This is a genomic window from Sphingomonas sp. 22R3R2A-7 (genome assembly GCF_036856055.1).
In the GTDB taxonomy this organism is placed as follows: domain Bacteria; phylum Pseudomonadota; class Alphaproteobacteria; order Sphingomonadales; family Sphingomonadaceae; genus Sphingomonas.
The window spans coordinates 2,372,313-2,391,402 of record NZ_JASPFR010000001.1 but is presented as its reverse complement, the minus strand read 5'-3'; the positions used below and the strand labels follow the sequence as shown (position 1 = coordinate 2,391,402).

The 19,090-nt window shown below is 66.1% G+C and carries 18 protein-coding genes and 5 pseudogenes; 5 read left to right on the top strand and 18 right to left on the bottom strand.

What is annotated here, in order from left to right:
• Nucleotides 1–15: 15 nt before the first annotated feature.
• The 5 genes from pncB to QP165_RS11365 form a co-directional block, all read right to left on the bottom strand.
• A complete protein-coding gene (gene pncB, locus QP165_RS11385; protein WP_333995772.1) occupies nt 16–1,320 on the bottom strand; it encodes a nicotinate phosphoribosyltransferase in 1,305 nt (434 codons plus the stop codon).
• A 193-nt stretch (nt 1,321–1,513) separates the two neighbouring features.
• Entirely contained in the window at nt 1,514–2,395 is an 882-nt protein-coding gene (locus QP165_RS11380) for a methyl-accepting chemotaxis protein (RefSeq protein WP_333995771.1), read from the bottom strand.
• Nucleotides 2,392–3,339 carry a hypothetical protein gene (locus QP165_RS11375; RefSeq protein ID WP_333995770.1) on the bottom strand — a complete coding sequence of 316 codons (948 nt, stop codon included), beginning with the start codon at nt 3,337–3,339 and terminating at the stop codon, nt 2,392–2,394. The genes QP165_RS11380 and QP165_RS11375 overlap by 4 nt, the downstream gene beginning before the upstream one ends.
• A 146-nt stretch (nt 3,340–3,485) precedes the next feature.
• The gene (gene tmk / locus QP165_RS11370; RefSeq protein WP_333995769.1) at nt 3,486–4,139 is read right to left on the bottom strand and encodes a dTMP kinase; all 654 of its coding nucleotides are present in this window, start codon (nt 4,137–4,139) and stop codon (nt 3,486–3,488) included.
• Between the two features lie 164 nt (nt 4,140–4,303).
• On the bottom strand, nt 4,304–4,582 hold the full coding sequence (locus QP165_RS11365) for a chorismate mutase (RefSeq protein WP_056018312.1): 279 nt from the start codon (nt 4,580–4,582) through the stop codon (nt 4,304–4,306).
• 102 nt (nt 4,583–4,684) lie between these two features.
• On the opposite strand from QP165_RS11365, the pseudogene QP165_RS11360 reads away from it, so the two are divergent.
• Nucleotides 4,685–5,714: pseudogene (locus QP165_RS11360) on the top strand (polyprenyl synthetase family protein).
• Nucleotides 5,715–5,806: 92 nt separating this feature from the next.
• On the opposite strand, the gene QP165_RS11355 reads toward QP165_RS11360, so the two are convergent.
• The 13 genes and pseudogenes from QP165_RS11355 to QP165_RS11295 form a co-directional block, all read right to left on the bottom strand.
• Nucleotides 5,807–6,208, bottom strand: a complete 402-nt coding sequence (locus tag QP165_RS11355; RefSeq protein ID WP_333995768.1) for a glycine zipper 2TM domain-containing protein — start codon at nt 6,206–6,208, stop codon at nt 5,807–5,809.
• Between the two features lie 51 nt (nt 6,209–6,259).
• Nucleotides 6,260–7,280: pseudogene (locus QP165_RS11350) on the bottom strand (cation diffusion facilitator family transporter).
• A 66-nt stretch (nt 7,281–7,346) separates the two neighbouring features.
• Nucleotides 7,347–7,768 (bottom strand): annotated as a pseudogene (locus QP165_RS11345) (MmcB family DNA repair protein).
• A 212-nt stretch (nt 7,769–7,980) separates the two neighbouring features.
• On the bottom strand, nt 7,981–8,577 hold the full coding sequence (locus QP165_RS11340) for a cell wall hydrolase (protein WP_333995767.1): 597 nt from the start codon (nt 8,575–8,577) through the stop codon (nt 7,981–7,983).
• 188 nt (nt 8,578–8,765) lie between these two features.
• Complete coding sequence (locus tag QP165_RS11335) at nt 8,766–9,092, bottom strand: DUF1491 family protein (protein ID WP_333995766.1); 327 nt, start codon at nt 9,090–9,092, stop codon at nt 8,766–8,768.
• On the bottom strand, nt 9,089–9,571 hold the full coding sequence (locus QP165_RS11330) for a PaaI family thioesterase (protein ID WP_443019283.1): 483 nt from the start codon (nt 9,569–9,571) through the stop codon (nt 9,089–9,091). Before QP165_RS11330 ends, QP165_RS11335 begins: the two co-directional genes overlap by 4 nt.
• Nucleotides 9,568–10,050 carry a PTS sugar transporter subunit IIA gene (locus tag QP165_RS11325; RefSeq protein WP_333995765.1) on the bottom strand — a complete coding sequence of 161 codons (483 nt, stop codon included), beginning with the start codon at nt 10,048–10,050 and terminating at the stop codon, nt 9,568–9,570. Before QP165_RS11325 ends, QP165_RS11330 begins: the two co-directional genes overlap by 4 nt.
• A gap of 68 nt (nt 10,051–10,118) precedes the next feature.
• Nucleotides 10,119–10,721, bottom strand: a complete 603-nt coding sequence (gene hpf, locus QP165_RS11320; protein WP_056018299.1) for a ribosome hibernation-promoting factor, HPF/YfiA family — start codon at nt 10,719–10,721, stop codon at nt 10,119–10,121.
• A gap of 66 nt (nt 10,722–10,787) precedes the next feature.
• Nucleotides 10,788–11,462, bottom strand: a pseudogene (gene dnaQ, locus QP165_RS11315) (DNA polymerase III subunit epsilon); the annotation flags it as partial.
• 16 nt (nt 11,463–11,478) lie between these two features.
• The gene (gene coaE, locus QP165_RS11310) at nt 11,479–12,057 is read right to left on the bottom strand and encodes a dephospho-CoA kinase (RefSeq protein ID WP_333995764.1); all 579 of its coding nucleotides are present in this window, start codon (nt 12,055–12,057) and stop codon (nt 11,479–11,481) included.
• Nucleotides 12,054–12,866, bottom strand: coding sequence for a shikimate dehydrogenase family protein (locus QP165_RS11305; RefSeq protein ID WP_333995763.1), 813 nt, complete (start codon nt 12,864–12,866; stop codon nt 12,054–12,056). Before QP165_RS11305 ends, coaE begins: the two co-directional genes overlap by 4 nt.
• A gap of 309 nt (nt 12,867–13,175) precedes the next feature.
• Nucleotides 13,176–13,767: pseudogene (locus tag QP165_RS11300) on the bottom strand (Maf family protein).
• Entirely contained in the window at nt 13,764–14,582 is an 819-nt protein-coding gene (locus tag QP165_RS11295; protein ID WP_056018294.1) for a pyruvate, water dikinase regulatory protein, read from the bottom strand. The pseudogene QP165_RS11300 and the gene QP165_RS11295 overlap by 4 nt, the downstream one beginning before the upstream one ends.
• A 350-nt stretch (nt 14,583–14,932) precedes the next feature.
• Between QP165_RS11295 and hemE the strand changes: the two genes are divergently transcribed.
• The 4 genes from hemE (at nt 14,933) to QP165_RS11275 (ending at nt 18,898) form a co-directional block, all read left to right on the top strand.
• Nucleotides 14,933–15,961, top strand: coding sequence for a uroporphyrinogen decarboxylase (gene hemE / locus QP165_RS11290; RefSeq protein ID WP_333997009.1), 1,029 nt, complete (start codon nt 14,933–14,935; stop codon nt 15,959–15,961).
• Nucleotides 15,958–16,419 carry a CopD family protein gene (locus QP165_RS11285; RefSeq protein WP_333995762.1) on the top strand — a complete coding sequence of 154 codons (462 nt, stop codon included), beginning with the start codon at nt 15,958–15,960 and terminating at the stop codon, nt 16,417–16,419. Before hemE ends, QP165_RS11285 begins: the two co-directional genes overlap by 4 nt.
• Before the next feature lie 272 nt (nt 16,420–16,691).
• Nucleotides 16,692–17,948, top strand: coding sequence for a transcription termination factor Rho (gene rho, locus QP165_RS11280; protein ID WP_031395107.1), 1,257 nt, complete (start codon nt 16,692–16,694; stop codon nt 17,946–17,948).
• A 230-nt stretch (nt 17,949–18,178) separates the two neighbouring features.
• Nucleotides 18,179–18,898, top strand: a complete 720-nt coding sequence (locus tag QP165_RS11275) for a TerC family protein (RefSeq protein WP_333997008.1) — start codon at nt 18,179–18,181, stop codon at nt 18,896–18,898.
• Nucleotides 18,899–19,090: the final 192 nt, after the last annotated feature.

The window sequence follows — 19,090 nt, the reverse complement described above, 5'->3', positions numbered from 1 at the left end:
GATCCGCCGACCGCGCTAGACGCTGACCTTCGACGCGGCGCGCCCTTCTCCGCCGAAAATGCGCAGATAACGTTCGATCTCGGCCGGATCGCCGGTCGCCTTCGACGGATTGTCCGACAGCTTCACCGCCGGCCGGCCATCGGCACGCGTGACCTTCGCGACCAGCGAGATCGGCTCGAGCCCCGCCATCCCATCGGGGTCGCAATCGCGGAAATCATTGGTGAGATTGGTGCCCCAGCCGAAGCTCATCCGCACGCGACCGTGGAAATGGCGATAGGTCGCCTCGATCGTGTCGACGTCCATGCCGTCGGAAAAGATCAGCAGCTTGGTCTTCGGATCGCGGCCGTGCGCCTGCCACCAGCGGATGATCTCCTCGCCCCCCTCGATCGGCGGCGCGCTGTCGGGGCGAAAGCCGGTCCAGTCCGCAACCCAGTCGGGGGCGTTGGCGAGAAACGCGCTGGTACCGAACGCATCGGGCAACGCGATCAGCAGGTTGCCGCCATAATGTCGCCGCCAGTCGTCGAGCACCTGATAGGGCGCCGCGGCCACCCCGGCATCGTCGGTCGCGAGCGCCGCGCGCACCATCGGCAACTCGTGCGCGTTGGTGCCGATCGCCTCGAGATCATTGTCCATCGCGAGCAGCACGTTCGAGGTGCCGATGAAGCGGGTTCCCAACCCCTCCTTCAACGCCTCGACGCACCAGCGTTGCCAGAGGAAACCGTGCCGGCGACGCGTACCGAAGTCGGAGAGGACGAGATCGGGCAGCGCGCGCAGCCGTTCGACCTTGTCCCACAGCTTGGCCTTGGCGCGCGCGTAGATCACGTCGAGCGTGAAGCGGCCGCGATCGCGCAGCACGGCGCGCGCGCGCAGTTCGTTGACGATCGCGAGCGCGGGAATCTCCCACATCGTCGTGTGCGTCCACGGTCCCTCGAAACGCAGCTCGAACTGACCATCGACGGTGCGCAGCTCATAATCGGGCAACTGGAAATCGGCGAGCCAGCGCAGGAAATCGGGCGCGAACATCCGGTCCTGCCCATAGAAGCTGTTGCCCGCGAGCCAGATCAGTTCCTTCTTGCCGAACCGCACCGTGCGCGCATGGTCGAGCTGCGCACGCAACTCGCCCTCGTCGATGATCGTCGCCAGCCGGACCGTCTCCGTCCGGTTGATCAGCGCGAACGTGGCCTGCACGTCGGGATATTGCTGACGGATCATCTGCAGCATCAGCAGCTTGTAGAAATCGGTATCGAGCAGGCTGCGAACGATCGGATCGAGCCGGAACCCGTGATTATAGGTGCGCGTCGCTATGTCGGTAACGGCCATGCCGGACTCCTTCCTCGCGGTTCGGCCCGGCCGCGCGGCAAGGGGTCAGGAGCAGGCGGAACCATCCGGGGAGCGATAGCGCCGAAACCCGTTTTGCAAAGCCTTCGCCTGGCCCGTGATCACCCGATCACGCGGGGCATCGCGGGTGAAGCGGGCAAACGCCCGCACCGCCTGTCCCGACCGGATCACACGATCAGGCGTCGGCAAGCCGGCGCGCGCGGCGTTCGCCGCCGCCGGCATCGCGCGGCGCGCTATCCGGACCGCGCCGGTCGGTGCGGCGACGATCGCCGGCGACGGGCATGCTGCGCTCGCGACGCTCCCACCGGAAGACCGACGCCTGTTGCACCATCCGCTGGACCTTGGCCGACAGCCCGTTGGCGGCGGCCGACGTCTCCTCGACCATCGCCGCATTCTGCTGCGTCGCCAGATCCATGTTACAGACCGCTGCGGAAATCTCGGAGATGGCAAGCGACTGCGCCTGGTTGTCGACGACCATCCCGCCGACGAGCGCATGGACGTCGCCGACGTCGCGCGCGATGTCCGCCAGCGCCCCGTCGACCTGCTCGACCGCAGTGACCGCGGTCACGATCTCGGTCCGCGTGGTGGTCAGCTGATCGCGCGCGCTCTTGGCTTCCGCCTCGGCTCTTTGCGCGAGCACCGAGACGAGATCGGCAACGACCGCAAATCCGCGACCCGCATCGCCTGCCCGACCCGCCTCGACCGCGGCGTTCATCGCCAGCACGCGGGTCTGGAAGGCGATCTTGTCGAGCCCCTCGATGATGTCGTCGGTGCCGGTCACGCTGGTGACCACCCGCGACATCGCCTGAACCGCGTCCTCCGCGGTCGAGCGCCCCGCGGCGACCGTGGCGAGCGCGCTGTCGGCCCGAGCCACCGTGCTCGACGAGGTTTCCGCCGACGATCGCAGACGCTGGTCGATCTGGACGAGCGCGGCACTGGTCTGTTCGAGGCTGGCCGCGGTGCTTTCGGTGCGCCGTGCCAGATCCTCCGATGCGGTCGAGATCTCGCCTGCGCCGCCCTGAATTTCCGTCGCGGTCTCGACGACGGTCTGGATCATCGCGCGCAGCGTCGACACGGCTCTGTTGAGGTTCTGTCCGATCTCGCGGAACGACGGCGGAAATTCGATCGCGGGCCCCCTCTCAGATCGCCCGTCGCCATCGTCTGCAGCACGCCCGCAAGCGCGTCGGTGACCATCGTCTGTTCGCGGGACGCCGCTGCATCGGCCTCGGCGCGCGCTTCGGCCGCGACCCGGAAGCTTTCGACCGCCACGGCGATGCTGCCGAGCTCGTCCTTGCGATCAAGATAGGGGACCGATGCCGGTTCTCCGCGCGCCAGCGTCGCGGTGACGTCGGACAGGTCGACGGTGGGCGAGACGACCCGCCGCAGCAACAGCACGCAGAAGCCGGCGACGCCCCCGACGATCAGAAGCCCGATCACCGACAGCAGGACGAGCGCGCGGTGCAGCGTGGTCGCGGCACGATCGTTCAGGCTCGTCTGATAGGCGAGCGCACGCGTGACGAGCGTGTCGATCGCAGCGCGATGCGCCGCATAATCGCGCGTGATCCGCGCATAGCTGCGGTCGAGCGCACGACGATCGCGCGCGCGGGCCGCGGCAAGATACCGCGTCTCCACCTCGGTCCAGAACGCGTCGGCGGCGGGCTTGCTCGCGCGCAACGCGGCATAGACCGCCGGATCGATGTCGGTGTGCGACCAGAAGTCGTGACGTGCCCGGTACTCGTCATGCAGCTTCGCCAGCCGCTTGCCCGCGGCGGGCGCATCGGCGGGATCGCGCAGAAGCAGCGTCGCCTCCAGATACGCCTGGATGATATAGGCAGGCGGGGGCAGGACATCCGCCACGAGGTCCGAGGTCCGCTGCGACTGGACCTGCAGCGGCCCGCCCATGCGGATGACATCGATCCGCCATGTCGCCAGCCCGGCCGCCAGAATGATCATGAGCAGCAGCAGCGCGCCGCCGGCACGTACGAAGGTCCTGATAGTCATCCAACGCTCCAGATGGACAAACGCGCAGAACGGGCGGTGCCGCGCTCTGCCGGTATCGGTCCATTATAGCGCGCCGGGCGTCCCCGGCGGTGCGCGGAGCATCTAATTCACACCGCGCACCCGCCCGCATCGGGCGGGCAGGAAGCCTATCGGTCGGTTTGCAGGCCGGTCCAGGCATCGAACGCGGCGATCGTGCGCGCGCGCACCTCGTCCGGCGTGCCGGACGCATCGACGACGACATGACGAGCCGGATCGCGCCGCGCCTGATCGAGGAACGACTCGCGGATGCGCAAGTGGAACGCGAGGTCGAGCGTTTCGAACCGTCCCTCGTCGACCGCCGAGGTCGCCAGCCGCTTGCGGCTTCGCGAGAGGCCGGTCTCGACGTCCAGGTCGAGGATGATCGTCAGATCGGGCCAGACATCGCCGACGGCGGCGGCGTGGAGCTGCCGGATGAACGCCTCGGACATGCCGCGCCCCGCACCCTGATAGGCGATGGTCGAGCCGACATAGCGGTCGGAGATCACGAACCGCCCGAGCGCCAGCGCGGGTTTGATGACGCGACGGACATGCTCGACGCGCGCCGCGGTCATCAGCAGCAGCTCGGCATGCGGATCCCAGGCATCGTCCGCCCCCGACAGGATCAGCGATCGGATCGCCTCGCCCTGCGGCGTGCCGCCCGGCTCGCGGGTCGCCGCCCCCTCGCCGCCGCGCGCGCGGAGCTGCTCGACGAGATAGCCGACCATGCCGCTCTTGCCGCTGCCGTCGATCCCCTCGATCGCAAAGAAACCGCGACAGCTCATACCCGGCCGCGCATCGCACAGCGTGCAGCGGGGGTGAAGCCGGGCAGCGGGCGGCCCGCGCGTTCGATCACAGGGAGGAAGCTCATCGCGCCTCCCTAACCGACCAGCACGTGCAGGTCGAACGCCTCAGTCGCGAGGACCGCGGCGATCATCGATACGCCCGTTCATTCGCGAAGCTGTTCATGATGCCGGATCACCTCGTCGATGATGAAACGCAGGAATTTCTCGGAAAATTCAGGATCGAGCTGTGCTTCTTCGGCAAGACGCCGGAGCCGGGCGATCTGCCGCTCCTCGCGGCCCGGGTCGGCGGCGGGCAGGCCGTACGTCGCCTTGTGGCGACCCACCGCCTGCGTGACCTTGAACCGCTCGGCGAGCATGTGGATAAGGGCCGCATCGATATTGTCGATGCTCTGGCGATAGCCGCTCAGCAGGTCGTCGGGCATCGTGGAACCTCCGATTCATTATGCGCGCCCGCCTTTTGCGGAGCGTTTCGCACGCCGGCAAGGGTTGCTTTGCGGAGGCTTACCGGCCAGAGGCTCGGGCAGATGAGCGCTACCGTCCACCGCCTCGACTCCTCCACTTCCAATGCCGGGTCACAGCCTTCGCTGGATCCGATGCTCCGGCTCGTCACGCACGATATGGATCAGGTCAATGCCGTGATCGTCGCGCGGATGGATCTCGGAGATCCCGTTGATCCCCGAACTGGCGGGCCATCTGATCGCGGGTGGCGGCAAGCGGATGCGCCCGATGCTGACGCTCGCGAGCGCGCAGCTGATCGGCTACACCGGGACGCAGCATCATCTGCTCGCCGCCGCGGTCGAGTTCATCCACACGGCGACGCTGCTGCATGACGACGTGGTCGACGGATCGGACCTGCGTCGCGGCAAGCGGACCGCGAACATCATCTGGGGAAATCCGGCAAGCGTTCTGGTCGGCGATTTCCTGTTCAGCCGCAGCTTCGAACTGATGGTCGAGGCGGAAAGCCTGAGGGCGCTCAAGATCCTGTCGTCGACCAGCGCGATCATTGCCGAGGGCGAGGTCAACCAGCTGACCGCCGCCCGCCGCGTCGATCTGGGCGAGGAACGCTATCTCGATATCATCGGCGCGAAGACCGCGGCGCTGTTCGCAGCGGCGTGCCGGATCGCGGCGGTCGTCGCCGAGCGCTCCGAAGCCGAAGAGGCCGCGCTCGACGCCTATGGCCGGAACCTGGGGATCGCGTTCCAGCTCGTCGACGACGCGATCGACTATGTTTCGGACGCCGATACGATGGGCAAGGATGCCGGCGACGACTTCCGCGAGGGCAAGATGACGCTGCCCGTCATCCTCGCCTATGCGCGGGGATCCGCCGAGGACCGTCAGTTCTGGAAGGACGCGGTCGAGGGCCGTCGCGACAGCGATGCGGACCTGCAGCATGCCGTACGGCTGATCCGCGCAACGCGCGCGATCGACGATACCTTCGCGCGCGCACGCCATTATGGTCAGCGCGCGATCGACTCGATTGGCGGCTTCCCCGACTCGGTGGCGAAGGACGCAATGATCGAGGCGGTCGAATTCGCGGTCGCGCGCGCCTATTGATCCGGGATCGCCCGGATATCGCTCTGTGCACCGACATGAAAACGGCGGCCGATTGCTCGGCCGCCGTTCTTGTTTGCAGTGATATCAGACGTTTAGCGGCACTTCACATTGCCGCGATCGACCGACCGGCCCAGCAGCGCGCCACCGCCGGCGCCGGCCAGCGTTCCCAGCGTACCGCCACCGATGAGGTTGGCGAGCGCGCCGCCGCCGAGCGCACCGATCACCAGGCCCGTCGTGCCGTCGTTGCGCTTGCAATAGGCACGGCCGTCCTGCCCGCGATAGACGCGGTCGTTGCGGCCGAGGCGGCGCTCACGGTAGTTGCCGTTCTGATAACTGCGCGAGGGATCCCAGTTGCGGTCGTCGCCATGCCAGTTGCGGTCCACGCGCCGGTTGTCGCGGCGGTCGTCGCGCCGCTGGGCGGTTGCCTCGACCGGAGCAATCACGGGTGCGACGACAGCGACCGACATCAGTGCGGCAATCAGATGGTTCTTCACGGGGTCTTCTCCTGATCTATGACAAGGTAACCCCCGCGCGACGCAAAAGGTTCAGACGGTCGCGGTATCTGCCATCGCGCAATCGTCCCCATCCCCCGTCTCGACCTGAAGCGTGGCATGGCCGATCCCGAACCGTTCGTGCAGCAGCTCGCGCGCGTCGGTCAGGAAACGGTCGCCGGGATGGCCCCCGGGCATGACCAGATGCGCGGTCAGGACGGGCTCGGTGGTGCTCATCGGCCAGATATGAAGATCGTGGATCGCGGTAACGCCCGGGAGACCGCACAGCGCCTGATCGACATGATCGAAATCGATCCCGCGTGGCACCGCCGACAGCGCCATCTCAATCGTTTCGCGAAGCAGCCCCCAGGTCTGCCAGAAGATCAGGATTGCGATGGCGATGCTGACCGCGGGATCGATCCAGGTCAGCCCCGTCCGCCAGATGACGAGACCCGCGATCACGACGCCGGCCGACACGAGCGCATCCGCCGCCATGTGGAGATACGCGCCACGGATATTGACGTCGCCCTTGCGGCCCCGCGCGAACATCCAGGCGGTCACGGCATTGACCGCGATACCGACGCCCGCGACCATCGACACCGTCAGCCCGGCGGTCGGCGCCGGACTGGCAAAACGCTGCGATGCCTCGAGAACGATCGCCCCCAGCGCCACCAGAAGCAGCAGCGCGTTGGTCAGCGCGGCGAGGATCGTCGATCCCTTCAGCCCATAGGTAAAGCGCTTGGTCGGTGCGGTCCGCGCGAGCATCGTCCCACCCCATGCGACGACCAGACCCAGCACGTCGGAGAGATTGTGTCCCGCATCGGCGAGCAGCGCGACCAGAATCGATCCGCAGCCCGACCAGCGCCTCGATCGCGACGAAGGCGATGTTGAGGCCGATGCCGATCGCGAAGGCGCGGTCGAACGACTCCGGCGCATGGCTGTGGCCATGTCCCCCGTGCCCGTGGCCGTGCGCATGGCCGTGCCCGTGCCCCTGCCCCTGATCGTGCCCGTGATCATGTCCGTGATGATGTCCGCCCAACGTCTGCGCTCCGGTGATTCGGCCGGCGCGTAGCATTGCGGTGGCGTGAGATACTAGGACGCGTGCGGTACCGGCGATCGGGCGCCCACGACAAAGCGGCGTTCAGCCGGCGCCGAACGCGAGTCCATCGGCATCGGGGTCGGTCTGCGCGATCAGGCGGCGTGCCGCACGGCGTGCAAAGGCCAGCGTCCCGCGCTTGCGGACATGCGCGGGGAGGGGGTGGTGTGCGCCTCGCGAACGATCGCCGCGTCGTAACGGTCCGCGACGATGATCCCGGTGCGTTCGGGGAGAAACGCCGCGCCGTGCAGCGGGCTGGCATCGAACCCCGCGGGCACCGCCCAGAAATAGCGGTCGCAATGCCCCAGATAGTCGGGCCATTTTCCGTCCCCGAGCAGATCGGCGCGCGAGACCTTGATCTCGACGATGACGATATGGCCGCGTGCGTCGATGGCCATCAGATCGACGCGGCGGCCGCCGTCGAGCGGCACTTCCGCCATCGCGGTCAGGTCATGACGCAGCAACATCCGGACCACGCCGCGCGCCACATCCGCTGCGCACAACGGGGATCCGGGTTCGTCGATACAGGAGGCCGGGGGTGTCGAGCATCGCCCGAAAATAGAACAATCCGCGAACGAGGCAAGCGCATTCGCCTGCTCGTTCGCGGATCGTCGGTCTCGAAATCGAAGCGGGACGCCGCGTGTTCAACCTGTCCCGACGGCGGTCGGGACGATCTGCCTCAGCGGTAGAAGACGTGGTTGCCGATCGAGGCAACCTTGATGACGCGGCCAGCAGGGCGGCGGTCGGCGGTGTTGAAGTACAGCGCCTTCTGCGCGGGGCTGTTCCACGCGTCAGCGAGCGCGACCTTGGCGACGGCGATCGCGGTGCGATAGGCCTTGCCGATGTTGATGCTGGGGATCTGCCCACCGCGCACGAAGCTGAACTGGCCGCGCTGCTTGACGACGGCGCAAACGTCCGTCGGGAAACGACCCGACTTGGCGCGATTGATGATGACTTCGGCGACGGCGAGCTGGCCGGTCAGCGGCTCACCCTTGGATTCGAAGTAGATCGCGCCGGCAAGGCACTCGAGCGCTTCATCGGCGGCGGCATTGTCCTGCGCGGCGACGGCTTCTGCGAGGGTGTCGAATTCTTCGTCTTCGGCAGTGGTGGTGGGCTCGACGGCGGCAGGAACTGCGGCAGGAGCGACCAACGGAACATTCTGCGGAGACAGGGCGTTTAGATTGGCAAGTGCGGTAAGGCTGGCCGTCGAGCGGTCGATACCGCTGGCCCTGCCTGGTGCGCTGTTGCCGAGGAGTCCGGCAAGCGAGAGAGACATGGCTGCGATAGTCGCGGCCCGCTGCATTATCGTCATTCAAACTTATTCAGGTGCGGTTGAATCGCGGTTCGCTCGTCAAAGACGACCGTCCGTGCATCCCCCCGACTGCGTAATCGACCCGGATCGCACCCGCACCGACACAACGCCAATCAATGATGTAATCCCCCTCTATCGGGGGGGCATTGGAGTCAATCGGCGACGATCGTTTCAGCGGCGAACCGTTCTGCCGCTGCGATGTCCACCTCGATCACCCACAAATCCGGATCGCGCGCGCGTCGGCGCCGCCAGTAGCCGTTGATGTCGTCGGTCGGAGTCGAGTCGATCAGCGCGACGCGCCCGCCGGGTCCGATCCCGCGTTCGAGCACGCGTGGCGGTGCCCCCGGATCAAGCGCAATGACGAGGATCGCGCCACCCTGCGGATCCCCCTTGGCGAGCACGACACCGAAGCCGCCCGCATCGTTGACGCGGCGCAGCAGCGCACTGACGAGGAGACCACTGGGGAGGCGACCGGTCACGCGCCGGGTCGGTCGGAGCTACGATATCCGGGCAGTCCGGCAAGCGGAATCCGCGAGCGCATGAAGGTGCCCGTACCGCGCGCCGCCTCCTCGCCCTCGGCGTCGATCAGCCGCGCATCCGCGACGAACACGCGGCGCTTTCCGCTGATCCAGCGGCCTTCGGCCACGACCGGGCCGACTTTCAGCGGGCGGGTGAGCAACAGGTTGAACGCGGTGGTGAGCAGAAACCGATCGGTGACGAGGCTGTTGGCGGCGTAGAAGGCGGCATCGTCGAGCATCTTGAAATAGCTCGTGCCATGCGCCGCGCCGCCGGCATGATAATGGCGTTCGTCGATCGTGAAATGAATACGCGCAAATCCGCGTTCGGGGATTTCCAGCGTCGAGTCGAATAACCGGTTGATCGGCGCGCGTGCATAGAGCGACTCGAGCGCGCGGAAATGCGCCTCCTCGCCCGCGGCATCCGAGATCGACGCCGTCACGCTGCATCGCGAACCTCGTCGGCGGAGAACAGCGCGTACAACGCGTCGGGGGAGCCGCCGCCGCGCAGCTTTTCGAGAAACGTCTTGTCGCGCAGGCGCCGCGACACGCGCGCGAGCGCCTTCAGATGCACCGCGCCCGCATCGGTCGGCGACAACAGCATGAAGACGAGGTCGACCGGAAGATCGTCGACCGCCTGAAAGTCGATCGGCTGGGCGAGCCGCGCAAAGACACCCGTGACCTGCGAAAGACCCGGCAGTTTCGCATGCGGGATGGCAACGCCGCCGCCGAACCCCGTCGAGCCGAGCTTTTCGCGCGCGGTCAGCAGGTCGGCGATCGACTTCGCATCGATTCGGCCTGTAGAATCCGCCAGATTATCGGCGGCAATTGTCGAAAGTTGCTGGAAGACCGCCTTTTTATTGGCTGCGACCATATTGGTCAGGACTGCGTCGGGACGCAGCATATCGCTGAAATCATTCATGCTGTTTGTCTCTGAGCGCCCCCGCACTCCCGCCTTAGCGGGTCGTGCGGGGGCGTAAAGAGCGCGCCTTACTGTGGAGGCGTGCTGGAGGCCGCACGCTGGGGCTCGACCCAGCCGATCGTTCCGTCACCACGGCGATAGACCATGTTGTGCGCGCCCGTTCCGGCGTTCGTGAACAGGAGTGCCGCGGTGTTGCGCAGATCGAGCATCATCACCGCATCGGACACGCTGGCTTCGGGAATATCGACGCGTGTCTCGGCGATGATCAGCGGCGCGTCGGCAACATCCTCTTCCTGGATGTTTTCCTGGAACAGCGTGTACCCGGCATTGTCATATCCGGTGCTCTCCGCGATCGCGACCGCCTCGCCGGCATGGCGATCCTTCAGTCGTCGCATGTAGCGGCGCAACTGGGTCTCGATCTTGGCGGCGGCGCCGTCGAAGGCGGGGTGCGCGTCATAGGCCTCGGCATGACCCTTCAGGACCAGCCCCTTCATGACATGCGCGACGATGTCGCACTTGAAGCCGGCGTCGTGCGGCCCTTTGCCAAAGGTGACTTCGGCGGAAATGGCGCGCGAGAAATACTTGTCGGCGATACCCTGGAGTCGGTCTTGCACATGGGTGTTGAGTGCTTCGCCCGTGGCGACCTGATGACCAGAAATCCGGATATCCATTGTCTTCTCCATGCAGTCGAACGGTCCTGTTGGCTCCGCTCGGTCGACGTCATCCGGACGCCACGGCCCCCAAATCGGATCCTTGATCCCCTTCATAAACGCCGCATGCGCCGCAAGGTCTCCGTCGCTCGCCACGAAAACACGCGGCGGACGAACGACACGAGGCGTCTGTGCGACGATCGGAGTCGAGGCAGACGATACGGCATCGCTGACGAGGCCGAGGCCGATCTGGCGCCCGCCCATCAGCTCGACATAGACCTGCGCCAGCAACTGCGCATCGAGCAGCGCGCCGTGCAGCACGCGGTGGCTCCGGTCGATCCCGAAGCGTGAGCACAGCGCATCGAGCGAATGCTTGGCGCCGGGGTGGCGGCTGCGCGCGATCTGGAGCGTATCGACCATCCGCTTGAGATGGATGATCTGGCGACCGCATTTGGTCAGTTCGCCGTTCAGAAACGAGAAATCGAACGCGGCGTTGTGCGCGATCATCGGTGCGTCGCCAACGAAGTCGAGCAGCGCCTCGACCGCGTCACCAAAGCGCGGCTTGTCCGAAAGGAATGCCTGGCTCAGCCCGTGGACGTTGAACGCCTCGACCGGCATGTCGCGTTCCGGATGATAATAAGCGTGGAAGGTCCGCCCGGTCTCGACCCGGTTGACCATCTCGACGCAGCCGATTTCGACCATCCGGTCGCCGCCTGCAAAACTGAGGCCGGTGGTTTCGGTGTCGAAGACGATCTCGCGCATCACGATGGTATCGACCTTACGCGGCGCGTGCGCAAGCGATGACCGCACGGACCTGCGCGCGCGTTTCGGAAAGATCGGTATCGGTGAAGATGACGTGATCGGCACGCGCGCGCTTTTCGGCATCGGGCGTCTGTCGTGCGAGGATGGTCGTGAACTTCTCCGGCGTCATGCCCGGTCGCGCAAGGACGCGCGCGCGCTGGACTTCGGCGGCGGCCGTGACGACGACGATGCAATCGACGCGCAGATCGCCCCCCGTCTCGAACAGCAACGGCACGTCGAAGACGACAAGCCCGTCGGTGTTATGCGCGAGGAACGCCGCGCGCTCCTCCGCGACGGCGGGGTGGACGATCGACTCGAGCCGCTTGATCGCCGCGTCGTCGCCGAACACCGCGGCGCCGAGTTTTGCCCGGTCGATCGCGCCATCGACGACCGCGTCGGGAAAGGCGGCCGCAATCGCCGGGACCAGCCGGCCGCCAGCCGCCTGGAGCCTGTGCACCGTCGCATCGGCATCGAATACCGGTACGCCCTCGGCCGCGAACATCGACGCGACGGTCGACTTCCCCATGCCGATCGATCCGGTCAGCCCGATGATCATTGGGTCAGACGAGCGCGAAGTTCGTCGTCGCGGTCACGCGGAGGTTCCACGTGGAACAATATTTCGAACGCGACTGCCGCCTGACCGATCAGCATCTCGAGCCCGTCGACCGTCTCGAGATCGCGCGCGCGCGCCGTCTTGAGCAGCGTGGTCTCGAGCGGCGAATAGACGATGTCGTAGACGAGCGAGTCCGGGTCCAACGCACCGAGGTCGATGTCGAGCGAGGGGTGACCGGCCATGCCGAGAACGCTCGCGTTGACGAGAAGCCGCGATGGCGGCGCGGCCGCGGGGATCGGCAAGGCCTGCCCCTTGAGCCCGAAACTCGAGAGCAAGGCGGCGCCCTTGAGCGGACTGCGGTTGAGGATCGTCACCGGCCCGACTCCCATGCGGGACAGCGCGAACAGGACCGCGCGCGCCGCACCGCCCGCGCCGATCACCGTTGCGGGCTGACCCGCGATATCGAGGTCGTCGATCGGTGCCCAGAAGCCCGCGGCATCGGTGTTGGTGCCGATGCAATCGCCCGCCGGATTGCGGAATACAGTGTTGATCGCGCCGATCGTGCCGCGGACATTGCCGGGATCGGCGACGTGATCGAGCGCGGCAAGCTTGTGCGGCATCGTGACGTTGCACCCGCGCCAGGCGGGGTCTGCCTTGCGCTCGGCAAAATAAGCAGGGAGCGCCTCAGCGGTGACATGCTTGTGGCGGTATTCTGCGTCGATCCCGAGCGCGTCGAGCCAGAAGCCGTGGATCAGTGGCGATTTCGACTGTGCGATCGGATCACCGATCACTTCGGCATAGGGTCGGGTCATTCTGCGCTCCGTGTGTCCCCGCGACGGCGGGGATCCAGTCTGGGCACCCGCCTTCGCGGGTGGAGACGATTTAGTCTACCGCGTTGGAATTGCCACGGGCTGCACCTGCGGCCGTCCAGGCCGTCGCCCCTCTACGCCGTCATCCCTCCACGCCGTCACCGCTCTAAATCGTCATCCCAGCGGAAGCTGGGATCTCCCCGACTGGCGGACGTCGTCTGCCTCGTGAAATACCCCAGCTTTCGCTGGGGTGACGAGTGGGGGTGGCGGGGGTGTGGGCGTGGGTGTGGATGTGGCAGGAGAGAAGAAAGGCTACGCCGGCAATTCGCCACGCACGCGGAGAAAGTCGAGGACATTGAGCAGCGGCATGCCCAGCACCGTGAACTGGCTCCCCTCGATCCTGGTGAACAATTGCGCCCCGGGCCCTTCGATCCGGTAACACCCGACACACCCCGCGATCGCCGGCCATTCCGCGTCGAGATACGTCTCGATGAAGGCGTCGGACAGCGGCCGCACGTGCATCTTCGCGCGTTCGACATGGCGCCAGATCGGTTGCGCGTTCTCGGCGATCACCGCGGCACTCCAGAGATCGTGGCGTTTGCCCGACATGGCGCGCAGATGCGCCGCCGCATCCGCGCGGTCGATGGGCTTGTCGAGGATAGTCCCATCGTCGAGCACGACCATCGAGATCGCTGCCGAGGACGAGGTGACCGGGCATCCGGGCCGACACCTTGACCGCCTTCAGCTCCGCCAGCGCATCGGCAAGATCGCGCGGCGCCAGATGGCGGAGTGCGACCTTGGCCGCGTCCTCGTCGACGCCGGCGAAGGTCGCGTCGAACGCGACGCCCGCCGCGGAGAGCATCGAGCGGCGTGACGCGCTTTGCGACGCGAGAACCAGGCTCATGCGGCGTCCACGCGACGCTGGTTGCACAGCGCGATGATTGCCGCGGCGGTCTCCTCGATCGACCGACGCGTCACGTCGATGACCGGCCAGCCATTGTCGGCGAACATCCGGCGCGCAAAGGCGAGCTCGCGCATCACCGCCTCCTCCTCGACATAGGAGGTGTCGGGCGCCTGATGCAGCGACAGCAACCGGTTGCGGCGGACCTGGATCAGCCGGTCGGCGCTCGTCGTGAGACCGACGATCAGCGGATTGCGCAACGTGTAGAGGATCGAGGGCGGGGGGCTCTCGACGACGACCGGGATGTTCGCGGTCTTGTAGCCCCGATTGGCGAGATAGATCGAGGTCGGCGTCTTCGACGACCGCGATACCCCCGCGAGGACGATATCGGCCTCCTCCCATTCCTCCCATGCGATCCCGTCGTCATGCGCGATCGTCCACTGGATCGCATCGACGCGCGCGAAATAGGCGGCGTCGAGGACATGCTGTCGCCCCGGACGCGCCTTGGCCTGCTGCCCGAGCAGCCCCGACAGCGCGTCGTTGACCGGGTCGAGCGGGGCCACCGCGGGAAGCGCGAGCGCAAGACAGCGCTGTTCGAGAATGCGGCGCGTCGCGGGGTTCACGAGCGTGAAGATGACCAGCCCGGGGTTCTGCGCAATCTCCTGCAGGATGCGCTCGAGGTGCGCCTCCGTGCGGACCATCGGCCAGAAATGACGAACGGTTTCGACGTCGTCATATTGGGCAAGCGCCGCCTTCGCGATGTTCTCGAGCGTCTCGCCGGTCGAGTCCGACAGGAGGTGAAGATGGAGTCTGGTCATCGGCCGTTGATCCCGGTCGTCGGCGAGGGGCGGGGTGAATCTGTGGATAACATGGGGAGAAGGGCTAGCGTAACTCGGTGATGCCGCCAAGCGACCGGAAGGCTGTGGAAAACCACCCATCTATCCACAGCCCTGCGCACAGGAGCAACTTTCATCCACAGGCTGTGGGTAACGGGGGCACCTGAATCGAGATCAGCGCGTTTGTGGCGATGTCCGGGGGTCAAGCTGTTGGCATTTCGGGGGACACCGCATAAGTCCCACGATCAACCGCCCAACCACTGCAACAACCTATTTCTTGAATCTTCTTATAGTAGAAGAAGGGTGCTCCGCTGACCGATCCGATTCCCAATCTGCAGACCGTCAAGCCGTTGCTGGCGACGCTACGTGGCGAGCGTCAGGCGACGCCGCCCTTGTGGCTCATGCGGCAGGCGGGGCGGTATCTCCCCGAATATCGCCAACTTCGCGCGGAGAAGGGCGGCTTCCTTGCGCTCGCCACCGATCCCGACGCCGCAGCCGAGGTCACGCTCCAGCCGATCCGCCGGTTCGGGTTCGACGGATCGATCCTGTTCTCGGACATCCTGATGATCCCCTGGGCGCTCGGGCAGGATCTGAGCTTCGGGGTCGGCGAAGGGCCACGGCTCGAACCTGCGCTGGTCGATCATGCGCTCGATCGGTTGCAGCCCGTTCCCGATCGCCTGGAGCCGGTCTACGGCACCGTCGCGAAGGTTGCCGGGGCATTGCCGCCCGCGACGACGTTCCTCGGCTTTGCGGGCTCTCCCTGGACGGTCGCGACCTATATGGTCGCGGGCAAGGGCAGCAAGGATCAGGGCGAGACGCGGCGCTTCGCCTATGGCGACCCGCAGGCGTTCGGCGCGATCATCGATGCGATCGCGGACAACACGGTCGAATATCTCGTCCGGCAGATCGAGGCGGGCGTCGATGCGGTCCAGCTGTTCGACAGCTGGTCGGGCTCGCTCTCGCCTGCACAGTTCGAACGCTGGGTGATCGCGCCGACCGCGTCGATCGTCGAGCGCCTCCATGCGCGCTGCCCGGGCGTACCGGTGATCGGCTTTCCGAAGGGGGCAGGGGGCAAGCTTCCCGCTTATGCGCGCGAGACGGGCGTCGATGCGATCGGACTCGACGAGACGGTCGATCCGGTCTGGGCGCATGCGTCGCTGCCCGCCGACATGCCGGTGCAGGGCAATCTCGATCCGCTCGCGTTGATCGCGGGCGGCGCGGATCTCGATACGGCGATCGACCGGATCCTCGCGGCGTTCGTCGAGCGGCCGCACGTCTTCAATCTGGGCCACGGTATCCTGCCCGACACGCCGATCGCGCATGTCGAGCAGCTGATCGCCCGCGTCAGGAGCACGACATGAGCGGTTTTCTCGGGGCGTCCTATGACTGGGTGAAGGCCGCGCACCTGATCTTCGTGATCTTCTGGATGGCGGGGCTGTTCATGCTGCCGCGCTATCTCGTCTATCATCAGGAAGCGCTGGCCGCAGGCGATGCCGCCGAGGCGGCGAGCTGGGTCGAGCGTGAGGCCAAGATCCGGAAGATCATCCTGACGCCGGCGATGATCGTCGTCTGGGTGCTCGGACTCGCGCTGGCGCTGAACCTCGGGCTGGCGGATGGCGCGCCGGGGCTCGGGTGGCTGCACCTCAAGCTGCTGCTGGTGTTCCTGCTCACGGGCTATCATGGCTGGACGGTCGGCTATGCGAAGAAGCTCGCGGCGGGGAAGCCGACGCTGACGGGCAAGCAGCTGCGGATGCTCAACGAGATTCCCGCGCTCGCGGTGACGCTGATCGTCGTGCTGGTGATCGTGAAGCCGTTCTGACTCCCTAGGTCATCCTGGACATGATCCAGGATCCAGAGCGGCGGAGGACACCGCTCGTGGCTCTGGATCCTGGGTCGAGCCCAGGATGACGGTGATGGCGGTCGCCTTGTCCCCGCTTGACTAACAGCCCCCCAATTCTACCCCGATTCCCAGCACGGCCTCCTGGCGTCCTGCCCGGTCGTGTGGTCCTGCCTGTTCGGCTCGCCCAGTTCCGCTTTCCAGCGCACGCGCAGACCGAACCTGTTCCCGTTGATCGCTATCCGGAAATCCCCATGCATCTCAAAGACCTGAAGAAAAAGAAGCCTGCCGAGCTGGTTCAGCTTGCCGAGGAACTGGGGGTCGAGAGCGCCTCGACGCTGCGCAAGCAGGACCTGCTGTTCGCGATCCTGAAGGTGCAGGCGGACAATGGCGACCAGATCATGGGGCTCGGCACGATCGAGGTGCTGCCCGACGGTTTCGGCTTCCTGCGCTCGCCCGAGAGCAACTATCTGGCAGGGCCGGACGACATCTACATCTCGCCGAACCAGGTCCGGAAGTTCGGCCTGCGTACCGGTGACACGGTTGAGGGCGAGATCCGCGGGCCGAAGGATGGCGAGCGCTATTTCTCGCTGGTGAAGCTCACCGCCGTCAATTTCGACGATCCCGACGTCGTCCGCCACCGCGTCAATTTCGACAATCTCACGCCGCTCTACCCCGAGAGCAAGCTGACGCTCGATCCCGCCGACCCGACCGTCAAGGACAAGTCGGCGCGCGTGATCGACATCGTGTCGCCGCAGGGCAAGGGCCAGCGCACGCTGATCGTCGCGCCACCGCGCGTCGGCAAGACGGTCATGTTGCAGAACATGGCCAAGGCGATCACCGACAATCACCCCGAGGTGTTCCTGATCGTCCTGCTGATCGACGAGCGCCCCGAGGAAGTCACCGACATGCAGCGCAGCGTGAAGGGCGAGGTCGTCAGCTCGACGTTCGACGAACCCGCGCAGCGCCACGTCCAGGTCGCCGAGATGGTGATCGAAAAGGCCAAGCGCCTGGTCGAGCACAAGAAGGACGTGGTGATCCTGCTCGACTCGATCACGCGTCTGGGTCGTGCCTACAACACCGTCGTGCCGTCGTCGGGCAAGGTCCTGACCGGCGGTGTCGATGCGAACGCGCTGCAGCGCCCGAAGCGCTTCTTCGGTGCCGCGCGCAACATCGAGGAGGGCGGCTCGCTCTCGATCATCGCCACCGCGCTGATCGACACGGGCAGCCGCATGGACGAGGTGATCTTCGAGGAGTTCAAGGGCACCGGCAACTCGGAAATCGTGCTCGACCGCAAGGTGGCTGACAAGCGCATCTTCCCGGCGCTCGACGTCGGCAAGTCGGGCACGCGCAAGGAAGAGCTGCTGGTCGACAAGGCCAAGCTCTCCAAGATGTGGGTCCTGCGTCGCATCCTGATGCAGATGGGCACGATCGACGCGATGGAGTTCCTGCTCGACAAGATGAAGGATTCGAAGACCAACGAGAATTTCTTCGATTCTATGAATCAGTAACCGAGTGCGGCCTGCTGCACGCTGCAGCAGGACTCGCACCGGTTCGGCCGGCGGGGCAGCGCCCCGACCGACGACGCGGCTTTGCCGCGGCGCCGACCAACAGTTCCAAAGCGGCACGCGAGAGCAATGGCTTTCGTGTGCCGCTTTGCTATGAAACACCATGAAATCCGCCACCTCCACGCACCGGCGGTGGCTCGTCTCCGGGAGCTGACATCTTGAGTATCATCGCCATGCTGGCCACCGCCGCATCGGGAGTCGCCGGACCCGGCTCGCCGCTGGAGATCTGGCAGCATATCGTCGCCGATTTCTCCGACCTTGGTGATCCGAAGGCGCTGGCCGCGTTCGGATCGGTCCTGATGATCGACCTCGTCCTCGCAGGCGACAATGCGATCGTCGTCGGCGCGCTCGCCGCGGGGCTTCCCGCCGACCAGCGCAAGAAGGTCATCCTGATCGGCATCGGCGCCGCGCTCGTCCTGCGCATCTTCTTCGCGCTGATCGTGACATGGCTGATGGGGATCGTCGGGCTGATCTTCGCGGGCGGCCTGCTGCTGCTGTGGGTCAGCTGGAAGTTCTGGCGCGAAATCCGCGAGGGTGCGCAGAACGCCGGCTCCGAGGAAATCCAGGGCGACGAGCGCTCGGGGATCAAGTCGTCGAAGGGCTTTGCCAGCGCCGCCTGGGCGGTCGCGGTCGCCGACGTGTCGATGAGCCTCGACAACGTGCTCGCGGTTGCGGGCGCGGCGCGCGAGCATCCGGGCATCCTCGTCATCGGCCTGTTGCTGTCGGTCGCGATGATGGGTCTGGCTGCGAACTACATCGCGCGCGTCATCAACCGGTATCGCTGGATCGCCTATATCGGCCTGCTGGTGATCCTCGTGGTCGCGGTAAAGATGATCTACGAGGGCTGGGTCGGCACCGGCGAAACGCTCGGGATCATCTCGCTGCTGGGCTGATCGCCACAGCGTCTGGATACCGAAAAGGCCTCGCCGGGATCGTCCGGCGAGGCCTTTTTTATGGCGCTCGTGCTTCGTCAGGCCTGGCGTTTTCTCCCCCGACATAAACCTGAACGTCATCCCCGCGCAGGCGGGGACCCATAAACTCGACGGTTGGCGATCTTATGACGAGGCTAGCCAGTATGGATTCCC